Origin of the sequence: Massilia eurypsychrophila, assembly GCF_002760655.1 — a bacterium.
Taxonomy (GTDB): Bacteria; Pseudomonadota; Gammaproteobacteria; order Burkholderiales; family Burkholderiaceae_D; genus JAFCUW01.
In genome coordinates this window covers 1-11,072 of record NZ_PDOC01000043.1, presented here as the reverse complement: position 1 = coordinate 11,072, position 11,072 = coordinate 1, and the positions used below count along the sequence as shown (strand labels likewise).

The following is an 11,072-nucleotide window of genomic DNA, read 5'->3' as shown; positions in this document are numbered from 1 at the left end:
GTCGATCAACCGTTGGGCGATTCGTTTCCTGCCGCTCATCGAGAAGATGGCCCGGAAACACAAGCGTCCGGTCGGCGGCAGCTGGCGTATGGATGAGACGTACATCAAGGTCAAGGGCGTCTGGAAATACCTCTACCGCGCTGTCGACAAGCAGGGTAAGACCGTCGACTTCCTGCTGACAGCGAAGCGCGACATGGCTGCGGCGAAGCGCTTCTTCGACAAGGCCATGGGAGCGAACGGCGATCCGGACAAGGTCGCGATGGACAAGAGTGGCGCCAACAAGGCGGCGATCGATGCGATCAACGCCGGCCGCGACGTGCCGATCCTGGTGCGCCAAGTCAAATACCTCAACAACATCGTCGAGCAGGACCATCGCGCCATCAAGCGGGTGACCAGGCCGATGCTCAACTTCAAATCATTCCGGTCTGCCGGCTCCGTGCTCGCCGACATCGAGCTGATGCAGATGATCCGCAAGGGCCAGTTCGCAATCGACGGCGCTGATGCAATGTCGTTCGCCGACCAATTTTCTGTGCTGGCAGGAATAGTCCGTCCGGTTTGAGCGGCACAGTGCCGTTCTAGGGAAATTCTGTCGTTTGATCAACAACGCGACAGAACCCGCTGCTGCAGGTCGCGGTCGTCAACCTCGCTTTAGGCATGGTGCCGCTGAATTTCAGCCATCCTGCTGTTGGCGGGGATTGCCAGCGCGGTGCAGTGGTACAGCAACTTCGCAAGTTGGTCAATCGCGCGTGGGCCCGCATTGCCGCAGCCGAAGCGACACCGGGCGCGAAGCCTTTAAAGCCCAAAACCCATTGAACCAACGACTGACTTGTCGAAAGCAGATGCGCGCGAGGAGCCGCCCGATCATTTCATCGACCGCGATTCATTGACGCCTTCCTCGATCTCACCTAACGCCATGCGGCGGCGCCAGATGTCGATCAGCGCCATCGCCATGGCGAGTACCAGCGGCCCCAGTACGAAGCCGGTCGCGCCGAAGGCAAAAATGCCGCCGAGCACACTGATGAAGACGGGGACCGTGTGAAAACGTAGCCTATTCTTAACCAGCAACGGATAGAGCAGGTTGTCGATCAGGCCGACGACCAACGTGCCCCACGCCGTAAGCAGCAGGGCCTTGTTCCAATCGCCATCAATCGCCAGGTAGGCCGCCGCAGGTACCCAGATCAGCGCCGCTCCGAACAAGGGAAGGATCGCGAGTATCGCCATCACTGCACCCCAGAGAATCGGTGCCGGAAGGTCCAGCCACCAAAACATCAGCCCGCCGAGTGTCCCCTGCACGACCGCGACGGCAAGCGTGCCGAACACGACCGCGGCGAGCGTGTTGCGAATATTGTCGCGAACCTGCTCGCTTTCACTCGGCGAAAGAGGAACCAGCTCATCCAGGACGCGTAGGATCCGGTACTTGTCGCGCATGAAGTAGAACAGCAGGAAAATCGTGACCAGCGCCGTGATCGCCATTTCAATAGCTCGGTGCAACGCACCGCGCACGCCCTTGGCCACCTCGCCGCTGACCTGCTGTACCTGCTTGTCAAGATCGACCTCGCGCTCGATCCATTTTTTCACTTTAGCGACTTGCGGAAAGCGATTGATCACGGGCTCCCAGCGGTCGGCGTCCAAGAGCTTACGTGCTGTCTCGATACTGGCGACCGCTTCGTCGCCCATCTGCCGTACAACTAGCGTAGCCGGCAGAGCGATCGCCAGTGTGACCGCGATCACGGCAAGGGCGGCGGAGACCGAAGGCCACTTTTTGAACATTCCGAGAAGGCGCTCGTGCAGCGGATGGGCCAGCACGGTCAACACAAGAGCCCAAGTAATTGCCGGGACGAAGGGTTTCACGAGCCGCCAACAAAGCCAGCCGACAACGACACTCGCGCCCGCCAGCACCAGCGTAAACAGGCGCTCACGAGTCAGCCAAGGGTCCTCAGAGCGAGTACTCATCGTAGGCTCCGGTTGCGCCAGCAGGCGCGGCTTACGCGTGCAGCGTCGTAGCCCATCATCACCCCACCGAGCAAAGCGAACAGCGCAAGCTGAACCCCGCATAGCGCCCAGCCATACGAAGCGCTTAGCGCCCGGGTGAACTCAACATTCTGATGGCGGAATGCAGACCGAGCACGCTCCCCAAAGGTGCGGGGCCGGCGCTCGCCGAGTTGGTAGGCGGTCAGTATTACTTCAATTTTGTTGGCAAACAGGCCGCCAAGACATGACGCGATGAGGAATAATCTGCGCGGGCTCACGACGCCCGCGTCTGGGCGCCATCCCGTGCTTTCGGTCATGCCCGCAGTGGCGGAAGCGCCGCCGGGGTTCGAGGTTGCCACTTGGTACTGCATCGCGGCGCCGGCGAACTTTCCACCGCGATATTTGCGCGACTGCGCGCAGAGATTTTGAACCTCATCTAGGCGGACATGCGCGAGCGCATCCTTACGAGCGGATCGGAACCGTTCGGCGCCTCGCACGCGGTGTTCCGCCAGCACGTGCTCGCCGCTTTTCGCAAAAAGACCAAGCTCGCCAAGGAGAGGGGGCGAAGCTGGACCGAGAACATGCAGATTGAGCAGAAAATAACGACGGCCTGAGCCGCCTGCTTTGACACTCGCGCACACTGACATCACGTGCCGGTCCGGCCATTACTTGTTCTCTCCTCAGGTCGCTTCGACTTACGCGGCGCATTCACAGGCACTACCTCCCGAACTTTGTTACGACCTGAGGACTCATCCGTATGCGTGTACGTAGGCTGCAAGTTCAGAGGTTTTTTCGACATAATGCGCATTGGTCGAGTTTTTGACTGTTTCATGATGCCCACAGGTTCGTCGTTTAGCGTATTAGGATGGCTTGGAGATTCCCGAAAGCGCTTGGGCAGCCGGCTGGATTTCCGAACTCTCGACGGCAAAGTCACCCAGTGCAACAATGCCGACCAGGCGTTTGCCACGATTCACGACCGGCAAACGCCTGACTTGACGCTCACTCATGATCTTGGCGGCGACATCGACCGAATCGTCCTCGTAGGCCCAAGCGACGCCTTCGGACATCACATCCCAGACTTTGGTACCGGCGTCCTTGCCGTCGGCGACGGCGCGTATTGCGATGTCTCGATCCGAGATCGTCCCTATCATGCGATCATTCTCTCAGACCGGCAGCATGCCGAAGTCCCCATCACGCATCTCTGTTGCGGCTTCCCGGATGCTCATATCGGGACTGACAACCTTCACTTCGCGGCTCATTATGTCTTTTAGCTTTTGCATATCCATTCTCCTTGTATCGAGTTTTCGGGACTGAAGCGTATGTTGTTACAAGAGGCGTAATCGGCAATCCGAGCGTCGGTGAGACAGGCGTCCACGCCACACATTCAGTTGCGCAACGCGACAGAACCCAAAAACCGCATAAGGCAATGACTCAGAAAAAAACTTAAAATTCCTTAACTTGAGTAGATTGATTTCCGACTGCGCTAACGAAGTAAACATCGGGTTACGCTCGGGACCAATAGCCCTTTACCGATCACGTACATCAAGCTTAATACCAGCGAACGCGGAACCGACAAAGGGAATTTTGACCGTAGCGTATAAATGTCGTCAATTACGCGACAGTGCAAAGCCAGCCAATAGACCGATACCTGCACCTAGCAAACCTACGATCGCCATCGAACGCCCTGAATTTGCATGGACCATATTGTCGGTCGAGGTGGCAATATCTTTTGCCGAATGTACCGCGATTTTTTCCAGTTCATGTGCCTTAGAAATGGTGGACGAAAGTAGCTGCAATCCGCGTTTTTCAAGTTCAGCAGCTTTTTCGCCAGTGCTTGTGCGGGCTTCGCTCAACAATTGCTCGACATCATTAATCATCGAGCGTATTTCATGGCCAAGAGTGCTGACGTTCATTTTCGATCCAAACATGCTTATCTCCTTCGGTTGAATACTATTCGGCTGCAGGGGTATTTCAAGAAAAGCATAGCGAGGCATCATCAAATTCCCAAGAATCCCTGTCGAATGGAACGACACGCATCGCATGCGCGTAAGGCTTGGCCCTGCTGCGCCAATACCTACTAACGCGCGCGCACTTGCCAGACTAGCTGTGCCGCTATACCAGTTACTAACGAGACTTCAGGTCCGACCGTTTAGTTGAATCGATCATTTTGTTTTGGTCGGTGCCAATTTGAGATGACCTCCCGCTACCTGTGCCAAGAGTTCCGCTTTGACCCACCGACTGATGGCTGCCAGCGATATTTCCCCTATCGCTTCCCCCGCTTTGAAGAATGTTCGTGGTTTGGCCCATCAGGCTTCCGGTGGAGGTCATGTGGCCCGGCAAGTTTTGCTGAGTACTATAAAAGCCATGGATGTTCCTGCCGAAGTCGGGATCTGCCATGTCGGGCCATCGATGCTCATCGAAACCCGGAGCGCTCTCCAGCCTTTCTCTTGTACAGTCGAGGATGAAGCGTTTGTTGGCTGTATCTAACTGCAAAGCTTGCCAAGGGACTGCGAACAGTTTATTGCCCATCCCGAGAATGCCGCCGAAGGAAACAACCGCGTACGCGATCTGTCCCGTTTGCATGTCCAGCATGATTTCCTTAATGTCGCCCAGCACTTCATCTTGACGGTTACATACATCTTCGCTCATCAACGTCCCTGCGCCCATCAGGCGAGGTCCGGGGCCATTATTGTCGCGGTCACGATATATGCCCAATGGATCTCTATCTAGATAGCTCATTGTGAAGCCTCTTGGTTAATTATCATCTTCCTACAAAAAGGAAGACAACTAGCATATATCAAAGAATTTTTTATCGTTGTTCAATTCCGCTCGGCATTTTGACCTGCCCTAACGTAATAACATTTTAGGCAAAATAACTATTCCACCTGGGCAAAACCGATATTTCCTCGTTGTCCAGTTTAAATTGTTTAAATTGGTGGCTGATGTGCAGTCGAACGGTTATGTTAAGCTGAGCATAAAGGTTCTTATGGAAGAGATTGTTATGCGAAGTAACTGACGCAATCCAGCCAAGTTAAGACATTTCAGCAGTTTTTCTGAGTCATCTTCTTGTGTGGTTTTGCACCTGTGAACGGGCTTTGAAAAGCGCGGAAATTTGGGCTTTGCCGGCGGTTTCCCCTCGGATCAGCCCCGCACCGGAGAATAATTGCGGGGATGACATGGGCCACAGGGAGGGGTAAAACGGTAGTGCCGCAAAGAGGCGGGCGCGACACCCAAAACCGGCTTCCCAGGCAGCTGCTCGCCGGAGGATTTTCAAGTTCATAAAGGAAGCTTCGATGAAAACGAGTGTTTTTGAAGTGCACGACATGCTGTCGGTATTGGCCGTGGACGAAGTGGAGAAGCGGATTTGCGGGGTGCCCGGTGTCGAAAGCGCAACAGTGAACTACGCCGCGGGAAACGCCACTGTGCGCTACGACGAAACCCTACTCGAAGTCGCCGATATCAAGGTAATCGTGCACCAGCGCGGGCATCAACCTGCGAGCGAATCCCAACCCAGCAATGTGAGCGAACACGAGCCCGCTCGCAAGCCAGCCGTAGTGCCAACGCCGAAAGTTGCGCCTGTTTCTGCTTCAGAGACCGAAGCCGCCACGCAAAAAGCTCCCGCTGGCGCGGCCGCCACCGCACCCGAGATTACTGTTTCCGGGCGAGACAGACAACAGGGCAAAGCGACGCCGAACGCTACGCCATCAGCGACGCTCTCCCCTCCGCCGAAGACTTCACAGGTCGCGCCAGCTGTGAAGGCCTCCACGGCCTTAGCCGCTGCGCCAAAGCCCGCACCTGACGCAAATTCTTCAGCGCCAACAGCCGCTGAGAATAAGCCCTACTCCTGGAAAGTAAATGCGCTCTCGATGACGGTAACTATGAGTGTGGCATATACCTTATGCGCCATTTTCGACGTTCTGTTTCCGTCCTTCGGGCTGCTTGCGGCACTTGCGCCGGGTAGTCCGTTACCCATATCCAGCAGTCCCCTCGCTTACCTGACGGGATTCGCGCTGTTCACCGTCGCTGGTTTTGCGTTTGGCGCACTACATGGAATCGCTTGGAAATTCTGGAGCAAGAGACTCCGCGGATGATAACGTAATCGATTCTAATACCCTGGATGAAGATGACGCTCCTGACGCTTTTTGAGAGAGTACGATGAGAACGAGCGTCATTGAAGTGCGCGACCTGCTGTCGATATTGACCGTGGAAGAAGTGGAAAAGCGGATTCGTAATGTGCATGGCGTTGCAAGCGCTACGGTAAATTACGCAGCAAGAAACGCCACGGTGCGCTTCGACGAAACCCGACTGAAAGTTGCCGATATCAAGGTGATTTTGCACCAACGCGGGAGTCAAGCCGTAGCCGAACCCGTATCCAACCAAGCGAGTGCACACAAGTCTGAACCAAATAGGGCTGTACCAGCAATGCTCGGAGCGCCCCAGGCCAGCGCAGCAAGGCCCTCAGTACCTGTTCCTGCGCCGGTCCCTCCCGTACTCGACGATGCCGCGGGCCTCTTGACGTCGGAAGCGTTGCTGCCATTCCCTCTGTCAACGATGGCGACCGTAGACAATCCAGAGGATCCTTCCGTAAGGGATGCTGACGAAGTAGCAAGGGCTCTCGGCGCTGACATTGAAAATGGGCTCGCTTCAACGGAGGCGTCACGTCGACTTTTAGCAGACGGCCCGAATGAACTCCGCTCTGCCCCGCGGCAGCCTGCATGGCGTCGCTTCCTGGCCCACTTCCATGATCCCCTGGTTTATCTTTTGCTCGCCGCCGTTGTCATCGCGCTTGTTTCCTGGGTGGTCGAGGGCATGGTTGGCTGGCCTTTGGATGCGCTCGTCATTGCGACGATCGTCCTACTCAACGGGATCCTGGGTTATGTGCAGGAGGCTAAAGCCGGGGACGCCGTGGCCGCATTGGCTCGGATGACCGCAGCAACTTCCGCAGTAATTCGTAACGGTATGTTGCTGCGTTTGCCAAGCGCCGATCTGGTGCGTGGCGACTTGCTCGTGCTCGGCGAGGGTGACTCGGTCGGAGCGGACGCGCGCCTGCTTCAGGCCGTGTCGCTGCGAGTGCAGGAAGCCTCGCTGACGGGCGAAAGCGGAGCTGTACTCAAAAATTCCGCCACATTGGGCGAATCGGCGCCGCTCGGCGACCGAATTAACATGGTCTTCAAAGGTACCGCCGTTGCGCAGGGAACGGGGCGCGCCGTCGTGACGGCCACCGGGATGAGCACCGAAATGGGATCGATTGCGGAAATGCTAGAGGCCACAGCTGATGAGCCAACACCGCTGGAAAAAGAGATTGGACGCATCGGCCGCGTGCTCGGTATCGCGGTCGTCATTATTGCTGTCGTCGTAGTGGGGACCATTCTGTTGATGTCCGATATCCGGAGCGCCGCTGACGTGATTCACGTCTTGCTGCTCGGCGTATCGTTGGCGGTGGCGGCTGTGCCCGAAGGGCTGCCTGCGATCTTGTCGGTCGTGCTCGCGCTGGGGGTGCAGCGCATGGCAAAACATAACGCGATCGTCAAGAAGCTTTCGTCGGCGGAAACCCTAGGCTCCGCATCGGTCATCGCGTCGGATAAAACTGGCACTCTTACCCGCGCCGAAATGACCATTGTGCAAGTACTGACCGCCTCGGGTGCAACTCAAGTGACTGGGGTTGGTTATGCGCCCGAGGGGCAGGTGGAACAGGACGGAACGGCGCTGCCGGCCGGCCCTTTGCGTGATGAGAACATTGTTGTGCTGAGCGGCGGCAGCCTGGCCGGCGACGCTGAACTGCGCCAAAAGGCTAGCGGGGAGTGGGAGATCCACGGCGACCCCACCGAGGCGGCGTTCCTGGTGGCTGAGCGCAAGCTGGGCGCTACCGAGCGGCGCGAGCAGCGCTTCGAGCGCATTGGTGAAATTCCGTTCACCTCCGAGCGCAAGATGATGTCGACGATCGAGATCGACCACGAACACGGCGACGAAGTTGTCGTAATTACTAAAGGTGCCCCAGACGTTCTGCTCGAGCGGTGTAACCGGGTGCGGGTCGGGATAGACCTGGTCGAACTTGACGATGCGCAGCGGGCACGAATATTGGCAGATGTTGATTCGCTGTCCGACGCGGCCCTGCGCACCCTGGCTGTAGCCTATCGTCCGCTTGCTGCTGGCGAAGATACCCAAGCGACGGAGTCGCTCGAACGCGACCTTGTGTTCGTCGGCACCGTGGGCATCATTGACCCACCGCGTGAGGAAGCGGCAGTGGCCATTCGCGAGGCTCGCGGGGCCGGCATTCGGGTAATCATGATTACTGGCGATCACCCGCGCACCGCCGCACGCATCGCCGCGGATCTCGGGATCGTGGAGGCTGGTGCCGCCGCGCTGACGGGGTCAGAGCTCGACGCACTCGACGACGCTGGCTTTGCCGAGGCGGTGCGCACGACGTCCGTCTACGCCCGGGTGTCACCCGCGCACAAGTTGCGTATCGTCGACGCACTGCAGGCCGATGGCAACATCGTCGCGATGACCGGAGACGGCGTCAACGACGCGCCCGCGCTGAAGTCGGCCGACATCGGCATCGCAATGGGAGTGACAGGGACCGAGGTGACCAAGGAAGCTGCCAAGATGATCCTCGTCGACGACAACTTCGCTACGATCGTCGAGGCTGTGCGCGAGGGTCGCGGCATCTTCGACAACATCCGCAAGTTTCTGCGCTACCTTTTGTCCGGGAACATGGGCGAGGTTTTGACCGTCTTTCTGGGGGTCGTGGGCGCGGGGGTGATTGGGCTGACAGGCGCAGAGACGGGTGCGCGCGGCGCTGTGGTGCTACCGTTGCTCGCCACGCAGATCCTTTGGATCAACTTGGTCACCGACTCCTGGCCGGCCTTGGCAATGGGCGTCGACCCCGCGTCCGATGACGTGATGGCTCGGAAACCGCGACAGCTAAGTGAGCGTGTAATTGACGCTCGCATGTGGGCGGGGGTGATCCAGATTGGCCTCGTTGTGGCCCTCGTTACACTGTTGACGATCGATATTTACCTGCCAGGTGGACTAATCGAGGGCACACACGACTTGGCCACGGCGCGCACTGCGGGTTTCACGGTGCTCGTCCTCGCTCACTTGTTTAATGCATTCAACGCGCGCTCGGAAACCACAAGTGCTTTCGCACACATGTTTACGAACCCGTGGCTTTGGGGCGCAGTCGCACTGTCGGTGTTGCTGCAGGTGGCGGTCGTTAACCTCGAATTCCTCAATCTCGCCTTCGGCACCGTACCGCTTGCGTTCAACCAGTGGTTGTTGTGCGCGGCGATGGCAAGCGTAGTCGTGTGGTATAGCGAATTGCGCAAGATGGTGAGTCGGGCATGGAGCCGCCGCGAGGATGCATGAGACGCGGCTCTCGTCGCAATGGTCGAATGCTCGCGTAAGACAATGCTAGGGAAGTGCTGATTTATTCAATTTTTAGAAATTCACCCCTTTAAGAATCAACAGGCTACGTGAGAAAAATCCAGATTTTTTGAATAAATCAGCACTTCCCTAGGACCCGCGCCAGTGAAAATTGAGTCCTGTCGCGTTGCTGATCAACCGCTGAAAGTCAGGGTTAACGTCAGCAATGGGCTTAGATGTATTGCATAGTTGATGGTTCATTGGCTGGCTCCTGCTCCGCATCGCATCGCATCGCATCGCTCTGCAGGATAAAGCATACTGTCCCGAATGTCATCGCTGTTTAGTAGTGTGAAATTGAGACGCCCACTCTCTTGAAGAAAACGAGCCGGCGACTTGCACTCGCGTGATTTGCTAGTACGTGCTACCGATTGAGGCCAAGTGCTAAAGTAAGCAATTTAAAGAGGAGACCGCTATGCTATTTAACTGGAGCACCAAATTTCACGGGGCATGCGAAGTGAGCTCGCTGGCAGGCCCTGAAAGCGTCTCTGTTATTTTCGTTTGGGGTAAGGAGGCTGACGGATATTCAGTGGAATACCGCATCGCACATCTTGACACCGACGATGAACGACAGAGGCTAGAGCGTGCTACTCGGCTTGCGATGGGTCATTTCGCGAATACGTTCACAAACCAGACGGGATTGATAAATCTTGCTGTAGATTCTACCTCCAGCGTATTTAAAGGGGCGATACCTGAGCCACTTCACTAGATCGATTGTTGCGATATCTATGGCTTTCTGGCAATCGAACGAAGGGTTGACATCAACCGTGTACACTAGCTTCATTCGCAGGCAAACGCTACTGCAGATATTTTCTACCGTTCATTCTGGTGCCTTGCTAAATGACCGCGCAATTTCCCTTACTGCTTTTCGCTCGCCCACCCTTCAAGCGCGGGTAACGGCTTATTGAAGGGGCGGGCTGTTAAACAGTTTTCAAAATGGATGAACAAAGTCAAAGCTCCCCCCGCCCCTGACTGCGCCTATGGCATTTACGGAGAGTGATGCGCGATGATCGAACACATAGGTCCAGCTTGGTCATGGCGCAGGCGACACTATTAGTGCTTGGTATCGAGTCCCAGCCCATAGCGCAAGGCAGGCCGTTGCTCTTCAGTTTATCGAGCGTGTGATCTGAGTCCTTTCCTGCGTAAAAGGGACCCGATGTTCGATGCCGTGCGCTTCTCGGAGTAGATCACTCGGCGTTATCTGCATTGCCGCCTAAGGAGTACCGATAAGATGAAATTTTTTTGCAACTCCTCAAATCGCACTGACGGGCTGGCGATCTCCTGTTGGCGATCAATTCTAGCAAGAAAAGCTCGTTCGTCCTCAACCCGGCGCCTGCCGCGCGTAACATCGGCAGACGACCAGCCAACCAGCCCAACGTTCATCCCCACATAAATGCCTTGTCATCGAATTACTTCAGGGGTCTTAGGTGGGCGGTTTCAAGTACCAAGCGCAACACTGGGTTAATTAACAGTGTCGGTCGGATGTTGTAGCAGTGCTATGTGCTGAGTATAAACGACGAGCGGCGATTCATAATTGAGCCTCGCTCTCGGACGTGTATTGAGCGACAGGGCGATTGCATCGAGCTCGTCTTGGGAGTAGATCGACAGGTCCGATCCCTTTGGTATGTACTGGCGCAGCAGGCCATTAGTGTTCTCATTTGAGCCGCGCTGCCATGGGC

The 11,072-nt window shown here is 56.6% G+C and carries 10 protein-coding genes; 3 read left to right on the top strand and 7 right to left on the bottom strand.

Annotated features, from left to right (window positions below; all coding sequences use genetic code 11):
• A partial coding sequence (locus tag CR105_RS26620; protein ID WP_099793906.1) for an IS6 family transposase occupies positions 1-559 on the top strand: 559 nt, incomplete at its 5' end.
• A gap of 302 nt (positions 560-861) precedes the next feature.
• Here CR105_RS26620 and CR105_RS26615 read toward each other — a convergent pair.
• From CR105_RS26615 to CR105_RS26600, 6 genes are all read right to left on the bottom strand, one after another.
• Positions 862-1,953: an AI-2E family transporter gene (locus CR105_RS26615; protein ID WP_180288325.1), complete on the bottom strand. Its 1,092-nt coding sequence runs from the start codon at positions 1,951-1,953 to the stop codon at positions 862-864.
• Entirely contained in the window at positions 1,950-2,621 is a 672-nt protein-coding gene (locus tag CR105_RS29160; protein WP_229414144.1) for a hypothetical protein, read from the bottom strand. The genes CR105_RS26615 and CR105_RS29160 overlap by 4 nt, the downstream gene beginning before the upstream one ends.
• Before the next feature lie 210 nt (positions 2,622-2,831).
• Positions 2,832-3,122, bottom strand: coding sequence for a CBS domain-containing protein (locus tag CR105_RS26610; RefSeq protein WP_229414143.1), 291 nt, complete (start codon positions 3,120-3,122; stop codon positions 2,832-2,834).
• 12 nt (positions 3,123-3,134) lie between these two features.
• The gene (locus tag CR105_RS29155) at positions 3,135-3,251 is read right to left on the bottom strand and encodes a CBS domain-containing protein (protein ID WP_229414142.1); all 117 of its coding nucleotides are present in this window, start codon (positions 3,249-3,251) and stop codon (positions 3,135-3,137) included.
• Positions 3,252-3,578: 327 nt separating this feature from the next.
• A complete protein-coding gene (locus tag CR105_RS26605) occupies positions 3,579-3,899 on the bottom strand; it encodes an ElaB/YgaM/YqjD family protein (protein WP_180288323.1) in 321 nt (106 codons plus the stop codon).
• 196 nt (positions 3,900-4,095) lie between these two features.
• A complete protein-coding gene (locus CR105_RS26600) occupies positions 4,096-4,710 on the bottom strand; it encodes a PRC-barrel domain-containing protein (RefSeq protein ID WP_099793900.1) in 615 nt (204 codons plus the stop codon).
• Positions 4,711-5,264: 554 nt separating this feature from the next.
• Between CR105_RS26600 and CR105_RS26595 the strand changes: the two genes are divergently transcribed.
• Positions 5,265-6,062: a heavy-metal-associated domain-containing protein gene (locus tag CR105_RS26595; protein ID WP_099793898.1), complete on the top strand. Its 798-nt coding sequence runs from the start codon at positions 5,265-5,267 to the stop codon at positions 6,060-6,062.
• 64 nt (positions 6,063-6,126) lie between these two features.
• On the top strand, positions 6,127-9,339 hold the full coding sequence (locus CR105_RS26590) for a cation-translocating P-type ATPase (protein WP_229414141.1): 3,213 nt from the start codon (positions 6,127-6,129) through the stop codon (positions 9,337-9,339).
• 1,515 nt (positions 9,340-10,854) lie between these two features.
• Here CR105_RS26590 and CR105_RS26585 read toward each other — a convergent pair.
• Positions 10,855-11,072 (bottom strand): IS30 family transposase (locus CR105_RS26585; protein ID WP_143752819.1); only part of this gene is annotated, 218 nt, incomplete at its 5' end.

Excerpts from the sequence above, each read along its gene's own strand:
- CR105_RS26615 (WP_180288325.1), bottom strand. The coding sequence starts at position 1,953 with ATGAGTACTCGCTCTGAGGACCCTTGGCTGACTCGTGAGCGCCTGTTT.
- CR105_RS26610 (WP_229414143.1), bottom strand. The coding sequence starts at position 3,122 with ATGATAGGGACGATCTCGGATCGAGACATCGCAATACGCGCCGTCGCC.
- CR105_RS29155 (WP_229414142.1), bottom strand. The coding sequence starts at position 3,251 with ATGCAAAAGCTAAAAGACATAATGAGCCGCGAAGTGAAGGTTGTCAGT.
- CR105_RS26605 (WP_180288323.1), bottom strand. The coding sequence starts at position 3,899 with ATGTTTGGATCGAAAATGAACGTCAGCACTCTTGGCCATGAAATACGC.
- CR105_RS26600 (WP_099793900.1), bottom strand. The coding sequence starts at position 4,710 with ATGAGCTATCTAGATAGAGATCCATTGGGCATATATCGTGACCGCGAC.
- CR105_RS26595 (WP_099793898.1), top strand. The coding sequence starts at position 5,265 with ATGAAAACGAGTGTTTTTGAAGTGCACGACATGCTGTCGGTATTGGCC.
- CR105_RS26590 (WP_229414141.1), top strand. The coding sequence starts at position 6,127 with ATGAGAACGAGCGTCATTGAAGTGCGCGACCTGCTGTCGATATTGACC.